The following is an 18,295-nucleotide window of genomic DNA, read 5'->3' as shown; positions in this document are numbered from 1 at the left end:
CCTCTTTGCCTGATGACCATAGCGAGTCGGTCCCACCCCTTCCCATCCCGAACAGGACCGTGAAACGACTCTACGCCGATGATAGTGCGGATTCCCGTGTGAAAGTAGGTAATCGTCAGGCTCCCTTCAAGCCAGAAACCCCCGCCCGAAAGGCGGGGGTTTTTGCATTTGGGCGATAGAAGTGTGTGGTGTGTCCGGCGTAGATCACACCTCGTGCCGAATAGCTACACGGCAGCGGACCTAAGCGACCGGCCCGCTGCAGTTTCAGAACGATCGTCGCTTGTCACAGTTACTAACGGTATGGGGCATCGGGTACCGAGCTTCCAGACGGATAGTGACTTGCGACGCTCACCATCGGCAAGGCGCTGATCACATCGGCGTGATGATAAGTCGCTTGTCCTCGACGGTAATCCGGACGCGTTCTCCAGCCTCGAATCCAGCGTCCTCAAGCCATACTCCCGCTATTTTGATCCACGGGAAATACGTCGTGTTGAGCCTCCGGTGCTCTCTGATGGCACGGAGAACCCTAGACAAGGAATGATGGCGCGCTGACTCTTGAACAGTGACGAAGCGTTCCGTTACGGGGGCACGTGACTTATGATTGGCGTTAGCCATTTCCGACTCCTGCGTTGAGTTGGTTGTGGTCAGCGGGTCGTATGGGTGGCAGCCCATGCGGCCCGCGCTTTTTGCGGTGACGCTGTTTGAGTCTACCTAACTGGGCATCTCGAAATATGGAAAATTCGACGAATGGCCAAACGGCATAGCTTCTTGAGTATTCACCGCAGGAAATTACGGGTGAGAAGCGCCCGGCAGGCGAAAGGTAGCCTGGGCTAGAATAGAGGACCTATAGCGGCAAGCCGTAAGCAGCTGGCGGAGCAGAACTTCGGAACGTTCCAGGACTGGGTCCGAGCCAAGTCTTCCGTTCGATGACGGGCCATGGGGCATCATCGCGCAAGGAAATCGGTACCGAGTGTGGATTTGCAAAGTCGCCCGCGCATCAAGGCCTTCCACGACACATGCGCGGAACGTTGGAGCTCACACCGGCGAGCTTATAAGTGATTGTAGTACATCCCAACGGACACAAAACATAGCGACCCGCGCCTAACTGAAATTTTGAGACAGGAACATCGTGCTTTTGTGAGAATACGACGGCACAACAGGTTATTGCAGACGGGGATGCTGCGAACCGATTCACGGGAATGACCCACGTCTATCTGCTGTCTAGGCGGTGCCTTTTGCAGCAGCAAGCAGAAAAAAATTTGCTTTGGGAAATACAAACGATATGCTCCCCTTCGCGCCCGGCTCGCGTGCCCTTATCCGAGATGAAGAATGGCTCATTCGCCGAGTCGACCCGACAACTGATGGGGGCTGGTTACTGAGCTGCGATGGCATTTCCGAACTGGTCCGAGGCCAGTCAGCGCTGTTCTTGACTGAGCTGGAAGGCCACATTGAGGTGCTTGACCCGGCCAAAACACAACTGGTACCGGATACCAGTCCCACGTTTAACGCGACGCTGCTATATCTGGAAAGCCAGCGGCGCCGGAGTGTCGCGAATGACGCCCGCATCCACTTGGGACACCGTGGTGTGATGAACGTCGTGCCGTACCAGCTCGACCCCGCACTGCAGGCGTTGCAACAACCACGCTCGCGAATCCTGATTGCTGATGCGGTGGGGTTGGGCAAGACGCTGGAAGCGGGGATTCTGGCCACAGAGTTGATTCAGCGCGGCCGCGGCAAGCGTATCCTCGTCGTTACGCAGAAAGCGATGCTCACGCAGTTCCAGAAGGAATGGTGGAGTCGCTTCACGATTCCATTGGTGCGTCTTGACTCCCTGGGGCTCGCCCGGGTGCGGAACCGAATTCCAGCGAACCATAATCCATTCAATTACTTCGACCGTAGCATCATTTCCGTCGATACGCTCAAGAGCAATCTGGAATACCGGAATTACCTTGAAAATGCTTGGTGGGACATCATCGTCATCGACGAATGCCATAACGTTGCTGCGCGGGCAGGTGAAGGTAGTCTGTCTCGTCGTGCGCGCTTGGCGCGATTGATTTCCAACCGTTCCGACACACTCATCCTCCTGTCTGCAACGCCACACGATGGCTCCGCACGCAGTTTTGCGTCGCTAATGAGCCTGCTCGACCCGACCGCCATTTCTGACCCGGACAACTACACGCCAGACGACTTCCGCAACAAGGGGTTGGTCATCCGTCGGTTCAAAAAAGACATCAAGGACCAAGTGCAATCGGACTTCCGGGAGCGCCAGACTGTGTGCCTGCGGCAGGCAGCTAGCGCACAGGAAGAAGCCGCGTATCGCGCCTTGCTTGAGGTGCCATTCACTCAGGGTGGTCAGAGAAAAGGTGGGCGACAACAGGAGCTGCAACGCGTCGGCATGCAAAAGGCGCTGTTCTCGAGCCCCGCAGCGGCACTGGAGTCGACCAGACGGCGTATCAGCGCGTTGCAAAACAAACCAGGACTCACGCCCGAAGAATCGCGGGAAGTGGACGGGCTTCAAATCCTGTGCGGAACACTCGAAACTTTAGTCGGCGAGGCCCGAGCAGATGGCTTCAGCAAGTACCAGCGTCTGCTCAAACAGTTGCGCTCGGACGAGTTCGGTTGGCAACCCGACGACGCTGAAGACCGCCTGGTTATTTTCTCCGAGCGTATCGAAACGTTGAAATGGCTCGAGAACCAGCTGGCTGCTGACCTCAAACTCAAGCCAGGACAGCATCTTGCCGTGTTGCACGGGGGCATGTCCGATACCGAACAGCAGGAACTCGTCGAACGCTTTGGGCGCAAGGAAGAATCGATACGGGTATTACTGTGCTCAGATGTTGCAAGCGAAGGTCTGAATCTGCATTACTTCTGCCATCGCTTGGTGCACTTTGACCTTCCGTGGTCGCTGATGGTGTTTCAGCAGCGCAATGGTCGCGTGGACCGTTACGGCCAAAAGCATCAGCCGAAAATCGTGTATCTGTTTACCGAAACGGTAAATGAAAAGATTCGTGGTGACCTGCGCATCCTGGAGATTTTGCAGGCTAAGGATGAGCAGGCGTACGAGAACCTCGGTGACCCGTCGGCATTTCTTAACGTCTTTGACCCAGGCAAAGAAGAGGAAAAAATTTCTGATTTCATGGCAGATGGCGTGCAGCCCGAAGCCGTGGAAGCGGAGCTTGACCGAAACGCGGCGAACGATGGTACGGAAGAAGGCAGTGGTGACTGGCTGATGCAGCTCTTTGGCGGCGACGCTGGCAGCGTTGACAGTCATGTGAGCGACGCTGCGGCACCGGCTAGCAGCCTCGACCAGATTAGTGAGACGAAATCACTGTTCCCAAGTGATTTCCACTACGCTAAGACTGCGCTTACCCAGCTTAATCAACACCGGGTGCTGTGTGACTGGACCTCGCACGATGACGAACAAATCATCGCGCTTACTGCTCCACACGACTTGCAGGAGCGTTTGCGTCAGCTGCCACGCGAAGTGCAGGCCGCGAATGACCACTACGCACTATGTGCGAGCCCGAAGCACATGATGGATGCGATAGAAGCAGCTCGTCAGGCGAAAGCGGAAGATGAGACATGGCCTCAGCAGCATTATCTGTGGCCACAGCATCCCATCATGGATTGGCTGGGTGACCGCGTACTTACGCATTTTGGCCGTCATCGGGCACCACTGCTGCAGAGCCACAGGCTTGTCCCAGACGAACAGGCGTTCATCCTGATGGCGCTGATTCCGAACCGTAAAGGGCAGCCGTTGCTCGTGGAGTGGCAAGTGGCGTGTCGCAAAGGCGATGGTGATTTCGTGCTCGAGCCGTTCGATGCGTTTGTGGACCGGTCTGGCATTCGCGTCGGCAGTTTGCCCAATCCCGGCGAATCGATTGCGCTTCAGGCGCGACTGGCACAGATGCAGGAAGCATTGCCGTCGGCGGTGCAATCCATGTACGCGTTCATGGTGGAGCGCCAGCAAATGTTCTCTCAAGATATGCAGACCCGGCTACAGGACACGCTCGCCGACCTGGAGCGTCTCCAAGGCCGCCAGGTAGAACAACTCTCGCTGGATTTAGACAAGAAGCTCGATACCGTCAAGCAAGCCCACTTCGAGCGAGGCAGCCAGAAAATCCACAAGGTATTTGATGACTATCGTCGTTGGGTAGAAGACACCTTGACTACTGAACCGAAGCCCTGGATTCAAGTCCTGGCCAGTGTATGCCATCCTCAAGCTAACGAAGTCTGACCATGCCAGTTCTCGACGCCGTACAAACTTTTGCTGGTATCAGCAACGAAAACGAGTTTTACAGCCATACCTACCTGTCTGAAGTTTTCAGGGGAGACATTAAAGAGCGTCTAGCTGACTGGGATGCCGAGGAAGCACAGCATCCTCGCGATGAAACGCATCGTGCACCGTACAAGCGACTGCAGGGTTTTTCTCAGCGCTGGTTCTCATTGCGCGGTCAGGTTGCGCGTGGTCGTGATGCTCATGAGCGCTGGCAGTGCTTCATGGAGTTGCAGTCCGGTCTGCTGCATGCGCTCGGGTATCGTCCGCCGCCGCGCACGCTCACGCTTCACGAGTTCGTTTCCGGGTTACTCGTGCCGGTATGGGATGTACAGGGCGCGCGTCTCGCCATCGTTCCGGCCTACCGCGCAAGTGGCGAAGATGATGACATCCTCGACAACCAGCTCTCTGATTTTCATTACGGTGGCGAACCGGTACCGCCCGGGTTGCGCGGCGAGACGTGGGCAACGATGCTTTCGGATGCGGTGTTCGGTTCCGACGAACCTCCTCGCTATGTGTTGCTCGTCGGCGTCGACGAATGGTTACTGCTTGACCGTTACAAGTGGCCGAACAACCGGGCACTTCGCTTTAACTGGGCAGACATCCTTGACCGCAAGGACGGGGATACGCTCAAGGCATGTGCAGCACTGCTTCACCAGGACTGCCTTGCCCCTGGCGAGGGTAGCAGCCTACTCGAGAGCCTGGATAGCAATGCACACAAGCACGCTTTTGGCGTCAGCGAAGACCTCAAGTATGCGTTGCGCGAGGCTATCGAAATCCTCGGCAACGAAGCGGCCCGTCAGCTTGATGAACAGGCCTCGGGCAGCAAGAAGAGTGTCTATTCAGGTGAATACAAACTTGATGCCGGCTCGTTGAGCCTGGAATGCTTGCGCCTTGTTTATCGGTTGCTTTTCATGTTTTACATCGAAGCGCGGCCAGAGCTGGGCTACGTGCCTATTCAAAAAAGCGAGGTCTATCTCAAGGGTTACAGCCTGGAAAGCCTTCGAGACCTGGAAATGCAGCCGCTTACGACTGAGCAGGCGCGCGAAGGCCTCTATTTCGATACAACGCTCCGGCGCCTGTTCAGGCTGGTTGCCGACGGTTGCGGCATGGACGAACAGAGCCATCTGCATGGGGAGGCTCAAGGTGCAGTAGAGATTTTTGCGCTGGCCCCGCTCGACAGTCGCCTATTCGACGACAGCACCATGCCATTGCTTGCCAAGGTGCGGTTCCCGAACAGGGTATGGCAGCATGTCATCAATCTCCTGTCGCTCAGTAAAGCACAGGGAAAAGGCCGTCGTCGTGGTCGGGTGAGCTATCAGATGCTCTCCATCAACCAGCTCGGTGCGGTGTATGAGGCGCTGCTCAGTTACCGCGGATTTTTTGCGGAAGAGGACCTTTACGAAGTAAAGCCGGCACCGAAGCAGACTAGCAACACCAGCAGCGACGACGATGATGAGGGTAGTGACGAAAGCAACGACGCAATCAGCCGTCGCGCGCGTGCCAGCGACTCCGAATCCGACAAGCTCGAAAGCGCGTGGTTCGTGCCGCGTAGCCGTATCGACGAATATCGTGATGACGAAAGGGTGTACGACACCGACGAGAACAAGTGCCGTAAGTTGCGCATGTACCCGAAAGGCTCGTTCATCTACCGGTTGGCAGGTCGCGACCGCCAGAAGAGCGCAAGCTACTACACGCCGCAGGTACTGACCCAGTGTCTTGTGAAATATGCGCTCAAGGAGTTGCTGGCCGGGAAGTGCGTGACATGCGCCGACGATATTCTGACGCTCACAATATGTGAGCCGGCGATGGGCAGCGCCGCGTTCTTGAACGAAGCCGTTAACCAATTATCGGAGGCCTATCTCGAACGAAAACAGGTTGAGCTAAAGCAACGTATTCCGCACGAAAAGTATCCAGAAGAGCTACAGAAAGTACGCATGTACATCGCCGACCGCAATGCGTTTGGTGTGGACTTGAACCCTGTGGCGGTGGAACTGGCTGAGGTATCCATTTGGCTGAATGCCATCTATGGGAACACAGATGAGCAGGGCCGCCCCCTTCCTGCGCGTGTGCCGTGGTTTGGCTATCAACTTTTCACGGGTAACAGCCTAATCGGTGCACGTCACCAGGTGTTTAAGGCTACGGCGGTGGTCAAAGGAGCCAAGCCGGCTTGGTACGACGAACCGCCGCGTCGGGTAACGGCTAGCGCGCCACGCCAGCCGGATGAAATCTGGCATTTCTTGTTGCCAGACCCGGGCATGGCAGCGTTCACTGATAAGGATGCGAAAAAACTTTATCCGCAGGAATTTGAGCGACTGAAAACGTGGCGTAAAGCGTTCACTGCCCCACTATCGAATACGGAAATCGGACGCCTGCAACAGCTAAGTATCCGAGTGGAGGAGCTATGGGCAGAGCATGCAGATGCGCTCGCACGTGACCGGCGGCGTACCGAGGATGCTATGGCCGTGTGGCCACATGCAAACGAGGCCGTAGTAACTAATGCTGGACATTCTAGTCGTGCAGAGAAGGACGCGATTCGCCGCGATGGCCTTTTGAACGAGGATGGCGACCTAGCTACGCCGTTCCGACGTTTGAAGCTGGTGATGGACTACTGGTGTGCGTTGTGGTTCTGGCCGATTTCCGAGTCCGCGCAGATACCAAGCCGTGAACAATGGTGGATGGAAATTGGTGCCATCCTTGAGGGCAATGTGGTGGATGTAGCCCCACACGCCGGTCTGGCCCTGTTTTCTGCCGAACATGAGCGGCCACAAGCTCTTATTCCGGAAATCCAGGGTAGCCTTACCGGTTTCGAGACTCAACTTCCTTTAGCTCCGGAGATAAGCTCACCCAAGCTGCACGATAAGTATGGCCAGTTGCGCATCAGCAGACTGCGCCAGCATTTCCCTCGAGTGAAAATGGTTGAGGGCATCGCCGACGCGCGTCGCTTCATGCACTGGGAGTTGTGCTTCGCCGATGTTTTGCTGCGTAACGGTGGTTTTCACCTGATTCTTGGGAATCCACCGTGGATTAAGGTGGAGTGGAACGAGGCGGGCATTTTGGGGGAGCGTAATCCAGTCTTCGCAATTCGCAAAATCAGCGCAAGCGACCTCGCCAAGCTCCGGGTCGAGGCCTTTATGCGCTTCCCTGGCCTGCAGGCCGATTGGTTGAACGAGCTGCAAGAATCCGAGGGAACGCAGAATTTCCTGAATGCCACGCAGAACTACCCGTTGCTCAAGGGCGTGCAAACCAATTTGTACAAGTGCTTCATGCCAGTGGCATGGAGTCTGACCAACCAGCATGGCGTAACTGGCCTGTTGCACCCCGAGGGGCCCTACGACGACCCGAAGGGCGGCGCGCTGCGCGAGGTGGTATATCGGAGATTGCGGTTCCATTTTCAGTTTCAGAACCAGAACATGTTATTCCCAATCGGCCACCGGGAAAAGTACAGCGTCAATATCTATGGAGTACCGTTACAGCATCCATCTTTCGACACGGTCGCTAACCTTTTTGTGCCAAGTACTGTTGATGCCTGTTACCAACACGATGGCACGGGCTTACCTGGTGGCATTAAGAATGAAGATGGGCGTTGGAACACGGTCGGGCACCGTGACCGTATCGTTGGCGTGGATGAAGCTGCACTGTTCACGTTTGCTCAGCTTTACGACGAGCCTGACACTCCATCGCTCCGTGCTCGTCTGCCAGCCGTGCATGCAAATGAATTGAACAGTGTGCTCAAGAAGCTAGCCGCATACCCGCGCCGTCTCGCGGACTTAGACAACGATTATTTTTCCGCGGAGATGTGGCACGAAACCATGCAGCAGCATGACGGTACTATCACGCGTCGGTTGGTCAACGATAATGGCTTTGCCACGATACCGGAAAATTGGGTCTTGTCGGGGCCGCATTTCTTCGTGGCCAACCCTCACGCGAAGACTCCGCGGAAGGTTTGTGCGGAGAAGGGCCATTACGACGTCCTTGACCTCGAAATGCTGCCCGACGATTACCTCCCACGTACCAACTATCGTCCGATGGCTGACCGCGACGAATACCTGCGTCGCACGCCACGGGTGACGTGGGTCGAGGAAGGGGAAACGCAAGGGCGTTTAGTGACTGAGTTTTTCCGCCATGTTCACAGGCGAGCTATTAGTACGTCTATGGAGCGAACGGCTATTGGTACTGTGCTCCCGCCAGGAGCGGCTCATATCGACGGATGCTTTTCTGTGACTTTCAGGGGCGTTGTCGAGATGGCGAGTTTCTCTGCTTCAGTCAACTCGGTGCCACTTGACTTTCTCGTAAAGACTACTGGGAAAGGTGACATGCGCGGAGACTTGGTGGATAAGCTTCCATTGTTGGCCCCTGATTCGCCCATCGTCAGTCGGTATCTCTCTCTTATTTGCCTTACTAGCCACTACGCCCCGCTGTGGGAGGACGTTTTCGACTTCAGCTTTTGTGAGCAAAGCTGGAGCCAGGGAGAGAATCCCCGTTTGCCACAAGACTTCTGGCGAAGCCTAACCAGTACATGGACACGTGACTGCGCTTTGCGTAGCGATTACGTACGCCGCATGGCGTTAGTGGAAATGGATGTATTGGTGGCGCGGGCGCTGGGGCTCACGCTCGACGAACTCAGGCTTATTTACCGGGTGCAATTCCCGGTTATGCAGGGTTACGAACGCGACACCTGGTACGACATCAATGGCCGTATTATTTTCACCAACAGCAAGGGGCTTACAGGTGTCGGTCTGCCGCGCAAGGGGAGTCGCAATGCACCGAAGACAAGGATTGTGACGCCGGACGGCGGGTCGCGTGAAGGCAACTTCGGCTGGGAAGACCTCTGGACCTACGCTGACGCCGAAGCGGGAGACGGTGAGGGCGTCGCCAAGGTCGGCGGCAAGCCGAAGGTGCCTGATGGCACGGTAATCACTCAATGGGTTATGGATGACACACTTCCGGGCGGCTCTCGCGAGGTTGAGCGTAAATATGTTGCGCCCTTCGCACGGGCCAATCGCGAGGACGACTATCGCACCGCGTGGGCGGCGTTCGAGTCTTCGTCAGTGATTCATTAAGTGAGCAGGTCCAGATAAAGACATATAACAGGAAGAAGCGTAAATGCTGCCCTCGCTGCTTGCACGAGACATTCAGACCGGCCTGAAGCAGTTCCTAATTTCAGGATTTGAGCCAGCTGATTCATTCACACACGGTCTGATGAGCCGTTTTGTGGACGGCGAAGACAACTGGCTCAAGGGACCTTATGTGCAAATTGGCCTGCCCTTCAGTACTGGTGCGGCAGGTCGAAAATTTTTCTCCACCTTCGACACTCAGTTCGAAGGTTTCAGCCACCAGGAGCGAGCCTGGGAGCGGCTCGCCAGTAACCGTAAGGCTGCCAGTGCGCTGGTCGCAACCGGGACCGGCAGTGGTAAGACAGAGTGCTTCCTGTACCCGGTGCTTGACCATTGCGCGCGTGCGCGCCATGCCGGCGAAGCCGGCATCAAGGCGCTGGTCATCTACCCTATGAACGCTTTGGCATCGGACCAGGCTCGTCGTATCGCTGAGCTGGTGGCCAAGTTGCCGGCCTTTGCAGGGCTTCGAGTTGGACTATATGTCGGCGGCCAAGTCGCGGCCCCTGGGCAGGGCACCGTGATGACACCAAATAGCGTTATCACGGATAGGGAAACGCTGCGAAAGAACCCGCCTGACATCTTGTTAACCAACTACAAGATGCTCGACTACCTGATGCTGCGCCCGAAGGACCGACAGCTTTGGGTATCCAATACGCCGACTACGCTGCGATACGTCGTGGTCGACGAACTGCACACGTTTGATGGCGCTCAGGGCACGGATCTTGCGCTATTACTGCGCCGTTTGCGCGCCAGACTGAAGGTTCCCCACAACCACCTCATCTGTGCCGGCACGTCCGCAACTCTCGGTGGTGCATCCGATACCAGCCCGCTGCGGCAGTACGCAGAAGAAATATTCGGGGCAGTCTTTCCAGAGGAATCGGTAATCACCGAAAGTCGTCAGTCGATGGAAGCCTTCCTCGAAGATTCGACGGTCGACTACATGTTTGCTTACCGGCCGGAGGTCGTTAAGCAGCTCGACCCTGCGCAATATGATTCGCCTGAAGCAGCGGTGGCAGCTTGGTTTCCATTGTTCTTCATCGGAGCAACTGCGCCAGCGGATGTGCGCGATTCAACATGGCGCGAGAAGCTCGGGGCTTTACTCAAGTGCCACCAGTTGTTCGTCAACCTGCTCAAACTCGCCAAAGACGGAACCGTAGCCTACCCAGACTTGACGGATGCATTCGCACGCAGCATGCCATCCGCAACCAGCGATGAAGTGAGCAAGGTGAGCGACGCACTGCTTGTACTCGTTGCCTGGGCGCGCCGTGAACATGGTCTGCCATTGGTCACGCTTCGTATCCAGCTTTGGATGCGCGAACTCCGGCGCATGGTTGGCAAGCTCAGCACCGTTCCGGAAGAAGTCAAGCTTCGCAGTGAGCGTGACCTGCCGGGCGAACGTGACGGCGTGTATCTGCCTATGGTGCAGTGCAGTCAATGCCGTACTACTGGATGGCTGTCTCGTCTTGTTCAAGGCAGTTCGCGTTTGTCCGTCAAGCTCGACGAGATTTACAACACGTGGTTTGCGCGTCGACCAGAGGCCACGCGCCTGTACGCATCGAAAAGTATCGGGGCGAACAACCGTGTTGACGGTACGCACCGGTGCGTATGTGTGTCCTGCGGGACAATGCAGTCATCTGGTGAAGCGTGCATTGCTTGTGGCTACCAGGAGTTACTGGCGGTCTTTCAGGTGATGGCGCAGCGTACGCAGATGCGCGGTGACGCTCAATTCACGCTGCACGACACCACGTGCCCGGCATGTGGCGAAGACGACAGGCTTCTGCTGCTCGGTGCCAGAAACGCCACGCTTGGCTCGCAGATTGTCGAATCCAGCTGGGCAAGCGTATACAACGACGACAAAAAGCTCATCGCATTTTCGGATTCAGTACAGGACGCCGCACACCGCGCCGGGTTCTTTGGCGCGCGGACGTTCATGAACAACATCCGTACAGCCTTGGCCCATGTGATGGATGAACTCCAGATGCCCGTCATGCCCTGGAGTCAGTTTCTGCACCAGGTGGAGCAGCGATTTGCCACGAGCAACTCAGTGCTGTGTATGTCACCGGAGCGGCTGGTGTCGGAATTCATTGCACCGAACATGACCTGGCAGCGCGACTGGGCTGTGGAGCTGTTGCAGCATCAGCGACTACCGGCCGACAGTAAGTTGCCTGAGCGTGTGAAAAAAAGATTTCTCTGGCAGGCCTACAGTGAGATGACGTACCACAGTCAGCGCGGACGTACGCTCGAGCGGACTGGCAAGGCGGTACTGTCGGTGCCGTGGGAGGACGTTGAGGCAGTAGCTGCCAGGCTGACCTCGGCCTATAGCGAACAGTATGGTCTTCGCGACCTGACGGTACACACCGTGAGCCAGTGGGTGTGGGGCATGCTCACGCACATGCGCCGGCGGGGTGGTGTCATGCATCCGGAGCTTGCCTCCTATGCCGGTGATGGCAAGACATGGGCGTTGGTCAATCTTGGCGGGCGCTCGGAATGGATGCCGGGGATTGGCGATTACACTGCCCGACCGATATTTCTGACCTTTGGGACGCAAAGCGGATTCGACAAGCTGACTAATCCACGGCGGCCCACATGGTACGACCGCTGGGCCTATGTGGTGTTAGGGCGCGATTCGCTCCTGCCGAACGGTATCGCGCCCGACTTGTACAAGGTTGCTCTGTCGGTTCTGCACGATGCCGGCCTGCTGCTGCCGACGCAGCATCACCAAGGCGAAACCTGGGCGCTGAATCCAGACCGACTCTATCTGTATCAGGACGTCGCATTTATCGCGACCGACGGCAGCAAGCGGCGGTTGCCGGTACCGGGTGACTGTGTGGAGTGCCTTCTCAGCATGCCATGCCTCGACGCTCCGGAATTCACCTACGAGCTGCCGGTGTCGGATGCTGCCAGCTGGTGGGCGAAGCGCTTCAGTCAGGCCGATTTGCGCCGTGTCATTGCTGCTGAGCACACCGGTCTGCTCGAGCGCGGCGAACGCGAGGAACTGGAAAGCCGATTCAAGAGTAAGCAGCCAAAGTCTTGGTACGAAAACCTGCTCTCGGCCACGCCAACGCTCGAAATGGGCGTGGACATCGGGGACCTATCGTCCGTGATGTTGTGCTCCGTACCGCCGAACCAGGCAAGCTTCCTCCAGCGCATCGGTCGCGCGGGCCGTCGCGACGGTAATGCAATGGCAACGACACTGGCCGATGGCGCCAGCCCGCACGACTTATATTTCTTTGCCGAAACCGCTGAGATGCTTAGTGGCGAGGTGGCTCCGCCAGGGGTCTTCTTGGGTGCGGCCGAAGTTCTTCGCCGTCAGTTGTTCGCTTTTTGCATGGACGATTGGGTTGCCAGTCTGACGAATACCAGCGCCTTGCCGGAGAAGACTTCTCAGGCGCTCGATGCGATGGAACAGGCAAAGCTTGACCGCTTCCCATACATCTTGCGCGATTACGTTCTGCAGCACGAGCAGCGATTGCTCGATGGCTTTATCAGTCTGCTTCCAACCGCTATCAGGAATAATGGCGCGGTCTGCGCGCGGCTGACCGAGTTCATGCAAGGAGAGGGAGAGTCTGATGGCCTGAGCCTTAGGCTGTTGAAGTCCCTGACCGAGCTGTTAGAAGAGCGTCGTACCTACAAGAAACGTAAGGACGAGCTCGACAAACTCAAAACGAAACTCCAACAGCGCCCACAGGATGAAGCAACGCGCGAAGAAATCGACCTCTTGCTGCGTGAGCGTGACAAGCTGTTGGAGCTTATCAAGGAAATCAACGGCCGAGACCTGCTCAACACGCTGACCGACGCAGGGTTGATTCCAAACTATGCATTCCCGGAGTCCGGCATCGAACTGAAGTCGATACTGTGGCGCAAGCGCGGGTCAGATGACCCTGCCGGTCAAGGTGGATACGTCACGCTCAATACCCTCAAGTATGAGCGGCCCGCACAGTCGGCGTTATCGGAATTTGCCCCAGAAAACCGCTTCTACGCGAACCAGCGTCGCGTTGAGGTCGACCAGATAAACATGAATCTGGCGAGGACAGAGCCATGGCGCTTCTGCCCATCGTGTCATCACATGCAGAATCTGGACATCGAGCCGGACACCCATATGGCCTGTCCCCGTTGCAGCGATGCAATGTGGGCGGATGCCGCACAGAAGCGAACACTGTTGCGCTTCAAGCAAGCTATCGCGAACAGTAACGACCTCAAGGTCCGTATCGACGACAGCGTTGAGGACCGTGAGCCGAAGTTTTACGTCCGGCAACTGATGGCGGATTTCTCGCCAGAGAATGTGCGAAAGGCTTGGAAAATCAGTACCGGCCAATTGCCGTTCGGTTTTGAGTTCATCGACCGAGTGACCTTCCGCGATGTCAATTTTGGAGAGTTGGCCAAGAACGGTGAAACGTTCAAGGTAGCTGACAAGGCCTCAATGCGCCCTGGTTTCAAGCTGTGTCGGCATTGCGGCAAAGTGCAGAAGCCACCGAGGCGTAATGACGATGCGACGGAGCAGAATCACAGCTTCGATTGCCCGAAGCGTGAAAGTAATAACCCAGCAGACCTGCTCGAGTGCCTGTATCTGTACCGTGAGTTCGAATCCGAGGCACTTCGCATCCTGGTGCCGTACACCAAGAATGGTGTCGATGAGCGCGTGGTTCAATCTTTTATGGCCGCAGTTCAGCTCGGCCTAAAAAAGCGCTATGGAGGCAAAGTTGACCACTTGCGCATAGTCCTCCAAGACGAACCGGGCAAGGACGGTGGGCCACGTCGCTTCTACGTCATGCTCTACGACTCGGTTCCGGGCGGAACGGGCTATCTGCAGGAACTGCTGGAGCAAGGTGCAAAAACGCTGGGGGACGTGTTGCATATGGCGTTGCAGGCAGTTACTGCCTGCTCGTGCAACAATGACCCGGAGAAGGACGGTTGCTACCGGTGCGTCTACCAGTATCGACTAGGCCATAACATGGAGCTGGTCTCGCGCGATATGGCGAAATCGGTTCTAGGCGAACTGGTGGGTTCTCTCGACAAACTTCAGTCCGTCGAAACTATCTCCGACATCTACATCAACCCGAATTTCGACTCGGTCCTAGAAGCCCGGTTCTTGGAGGGGTTGAAGCGTCTTAGTGGTGTTGGTGGCTTGCCGGTTATCAAGCTGGTGCAGGACGTCGTGAACGGCAAGACAGGGTACATGCTTGAGGTCGGCAGCCAGCGATACAAGATTGAACCGCAATGCAATCTTGGCAGCGACGAGGGTGTGGCCATGGCCAGCAAGCCGGACTTCGTCATCTGGCCGTGGTCAACGACGTCAACTGCGCGGCGACCCATTGCTGTGTTTTGCGACGGCTGGGCTGACCATCAGAATTGTCTAGGTTCCGACGCGGCAAAACGTAGCGCCATCGTGGCGAGTGGTCGTTATTGGGTCTGGTCCGTTACACACAACGATGTGGCGGCCGCACTCAAAGGCGACCTTGAAACTGACCTCGAGTCCCCGCTGGTGTCAATGGCTCGCCATCAAGGTATCAAGCCACCACCGAACATTCCACGTGCTCAGGAAAAGGCCTTTACGCATCATGCGCTCGCACGGTTACTCGCATGGCTCGCGACACCCGCTTCGTCGCTGGATGACCTCGGGCTCAGACAGTTGCAGCGTAATGCCTTGTGGCTGGGCTTCTTGATGGTGCCGAGTACCGAGGAAGATGCTGCTGCCTGTAATCAGGTCCAGGCACAGTGGGCACATCGCCTGCCTGAACATGTGCGTGACCCTGGAAATGGTTATGCCCCAAGCATTTCGAAATCGCAGACCGCCCTGTGCCACCAGTTGGGTAATTGGCCGATGGTTATTGCACAGAAAGGATTTGAGAGTGCAATCAACTGGGCCGCGCCGGGCGTACTGGTTCTGGAAGATATGAGTGTCGACAACGGGGAAGCTTTGCATATAGCGTGGCGCCAGTGGCTGCACGTGTTCAACACGACTCAGACGCTACCGGCCATGTGGCTAGTGACGACCTCTGGTCTGGACGCCCATGCTTACAATGTGCTCCGGCCTTTTCCTGCGCAACATTCGGCACCAGCCCAGCCCGTTTCGGCGGCCGCACTGAGCGGAGCATGGCAGGAGGTGCTAACGCAGGCGTTTAAAGCGATGCAGCCGGGGTTACGAAGACTTGCACAAGCTGGTGCATCGGTGCCCATGCTTGGCCTCGAACTCCTCAACGAGAAGGGTAAAGTTGTTGCTGACGGGGAACTCTGCTGGGACGGCGAAAAGCTCGCGCTATTGCGCGATGATCAGTCGGATTTGGCAGATGAATGGGCAGCACAAGGCTGGACCGCGCTTGTTCTCGATGAATCCATGACCAGTATCAATGGTGCCAACTGGGTGACTGTTGTTGCCAACAAGCTGAACCTCAGCATGCCAAACGAGGAGTCGCAGTGAGTCTGAAACCGAAAGTTGCCCTGAGCAGCGAATTTCTGGCGCAGTTGTCCAAGCTGCCGTCCAGCATCCATACGAAGGTTCTGAAATGGGCTATCGGGTTTCAAACTAACCCGACCAGCTCTGGCACGAACTACGAAAACATCAAGGGTGCACGCGACCCCAACCTGAAGTCGGTCCGCGTAGATGGCGATTGGCGTGGCATTGTTTTCAAGCCGTCGTCCGGCGACGTCTATGTACTGCTTTACGTGGGCCCGCATGATGAGGCGTATCGCTGGGCAGAAAACCGCAAGCTCACCATAAACCCAGTCACGGGGGCGATGCAGCTGGTTGCGTTTGAGCATGTGGCTGAGCAGCTTCCGGGAGAGGCGCGGCGGGAACCGGTAACGGCATCTCCTGCGCACGCCGTGCCCCCGGCGCAGCCTTTGTTTGTCACATTAGATGACCGGGAGCTTATGAGTCTCGGCGTGCCTCAGGAATTGCTGAGCGACATACGTGCCATTACCAGTGATGCGGAACTGGACGCCATTCAGGCACGCTTGCCCGTCGAAGCGTACGAGGGGCTGTTCCTCGTCGCAGCTGGCGATACAGTTTCGCAGGTATTGATGGCACGGGAGAGCCGCGTTGACAAGGTCGTCGACACTGAAGACTTTGTCGCCGCACTGGATACGCCCGAGTCCAAGTCCCGATTTGTCGTAGTGGATGATGACGAAGCGCTGTCCGCTATTCTGAATGCGCCGCTTGCTCAGTGGCGTGTGTTCCTGCATCCGTCGCAGCGCCAGCTCTCAGAGAAAACATTCAGTGGACCTGCCCGTGTCTTGGGGGGGGCTGGTACGGGCAAGACAGTTCTGGCCATGCATCGCGCGAAGTGGCTCGCCGAGAAGTGTACCGGCAACGCACAGAAGGTGCTCTTCACAACCTTCACTCGCAACCTGGCTACAGACATCGAACAAAACCTGCGTACGTTATGCGCAGCAGCGACACTCGAAAAGCTCGAGGTGCGTAACCTCGACGCTTGGGTGCACGGCTTTATGCGGAGCTGCAAGCTTGAGCATCGCATCGTGTACGACCGCGAGCAGGACGGTGCCCGGCAAGCCTGGGACGCTGCTATGGCAGTGAAGGACGGCAGCCTCGACCTACCGGACAATTTCTATAAGCATGAGCTTGAACAAGTCATCCTGGCTCAAGGAATTACCACACTGGACGAGTACCGCAAGGCACGCCGCACTGGTCGTGGTGTGCTGCTCAGCCGAGCAAAGCGTGACGCCGTGTGGCCGGTATTCGAGGAATACCGCGGCCAGCTTGCCTCCCGTAAGCTGAAGGAGGTAGATGACGCTTACCGTGAGGTGGCGTCCATGCTCGACGCCGACAAGTCGCTTATTCCTTCCTATAGCGCCATCGTCATTGATGAGACACAGGATTTCGGTCCGCAAGCGCTGAGGCTGCTCCGGGCGATGATTCTTGCAGGCGAGAATGACCTTTTCTTTGTCGGTGACGGTCACCAGCGCATTTACAGTCGTCACCGGGCCGCAATGAGCAAGTGCGGCATCGACATTCGTGGGCGCTCCAGGAAGCTCTACATCAACTACCGAACCACCGACGAAATTCGCCAGAAAGCTGTCGCGCTGCTTGAAGGAGTGGAGGTCGATGACCTCGATGACGGTCAAGACGAGTCGAACCGTTACCGCTCTCTTACGCATGGGCCAGCTCCGGTCCAGGTCCAGGTTAGTGGTTTGGAGCAAGCCGCCGAAAAAGTCCGGGAGTTCCTACATCAGTGGCCGGGGACGGCAGATGGCCAGCCACCTCACAGTTTCTGTGTTGTGGCATCCAGCGAGAAAATTCGTGACGCTCTGGAATCCTTGCTGCAGAAGGCAGGCGAGAAGACCGTGACGATTACAGCTCAGAGCAACCACACCGAAGAGCAAGGCGCGGTGCACATGGCGACAATGCACCGGGCGAAAGGCCTTGAGTTCGACTACGTAGCAGTGGTGGCACCTAATTCGTATGTCGGTGAGCAGGCTGAGGATAGCAATCGTCGGCAGCTACTTTATGTGGCGCTAACGCGAGCGAAACGCGGTGCCATCTTGGTGTTGTGCTGATGTGAGCTGAAAACAAGCGGCTGCCCTTAGTCCGGCTGGGCAAAACAGGCGTGGCGCTGCTCCGATTGTTGCAAATATTGAAGAGAAACGGCCGCCCCAATTTGGGGCGGCCGTTGTCCTTGCCTACGAATTGCACAGCGGGAAAACATCAATCCAAGCTATCGAGACGCGCCCACCAATAAAGATCCAGATGGATGCTTCTCCAAATCCAGCTTTATGCCTCCCGCTACTGCAGGGATTGCGAATTCGTTAGACTGCGTTCTCTTAAGAATCAAGTACTTACCAACGAATTCGATCCGTCTGTGTGCACCTTCCGAACCGAAATAATTGGACTGGCCGGACTTTCGATGCGAATTCGTTAGACTGGGTCACCGCCGTCGCGTCTGGC

General features: G+C 56.7%; 5 protein-coding genes and 1 rRNA gene. 5 read left to right on the top strand and 1 reads right to left on the bottom strand.

Annotation, left to right across the window (positions count from 1 at the left end):
* Positions 1-8: 8 nt before the first annotated feature.
* Positions 9-121 (top strand): 5S ribosomal RNA (gene rrf / locus CFB49_RS17235).
* A 248-nt stretch (positions 122-369) separates the two neighbouring features.
* Here rrf and CFB49_RS17230 read toward each other — a convergent pair.
* Entirely contained in the window at positions 370-615 is a 246-nt protein-coding gene (locus tag CFB49_RS17230) for a SymE family type I addiction module toxin (protein WP_089491856.1), read from the bottom strand.
* A gap of 613 nt (positions 616-1,228) precedes the next feature.
* On the opposite strand from CFB49_RS17230, the gene CFB49_RS17225 reads away from it, so the two are divergent.
* Genes CFB49_RS17225 through CFB49_RS17210 form a run of 4 tightly spaced genes read left to right on the top strand, consistent with a single transcriptional unit; the run spans position 1,229 to position 17,907 of the window.
* Positions 1,229-4,237, top strand: coding sequence for a DEAD/DEAH box helicase (locus CFB49_RS17225; protein ID WP_256979909.1), 3,009 nt, complete (start codon positions 1,229-1,231; stop codon positions 4,235-4,237).
* Positions 4,238-4,239: 2 nt separating this feature from the next.
* Entirely contained in the window at positions 4,240-9,339 is a 5,100-nt protein-coding gene (locus CFB49_RS17220; RefSeq protein ID WP_089491826.1) for an N-6 DNA methylase, read from the top strand.
* 43 nt (positions 9,340-9,382) lie between these two features.
* On the top strand, positions 9,383-15,811 hold the full coding sequence (locus CFB49_RS17215; RefSeq protein ID WP_089491825.1) for a DEAD/DEAH box helicase: 6,429 nt from the start codon (positions 9,383-9,385) through the stop codon (positions 15,809-15,811).
* Positions 15,808-17,907 carry a UvrD-helicase domain-containing protein gene (locus CFB49_RS17210; protein ID WP_089491824.1) on the top strand — a complete coding sequence of 700 codons (2,100 nt, stop codon included), beginning with the start codon at positions 15,808-15,810 and terminating at the stop codon, positions 17,905-17,907. Before CFB49_RS17215 ends, CFB49_RS17210 begins: the two co-directional genes overlap by 4 nt.
* Positions 17,908-18,295: the final 388 nt, after the last annotated feature.

The organism is Burkholderia sp. AU17457 (assembly GCF_002223255.1).
GTDB lineage: Bacteria > Pseudomonadota > Gammaproteobacteria > Burkholderiales > Burkholderiaceae > Burkholderia > Burkholderia sola.
Note: the sequence above shows the minus strand (reverse complement) of the source record. Positions and strands in the feature narration are given on the sequence as shown.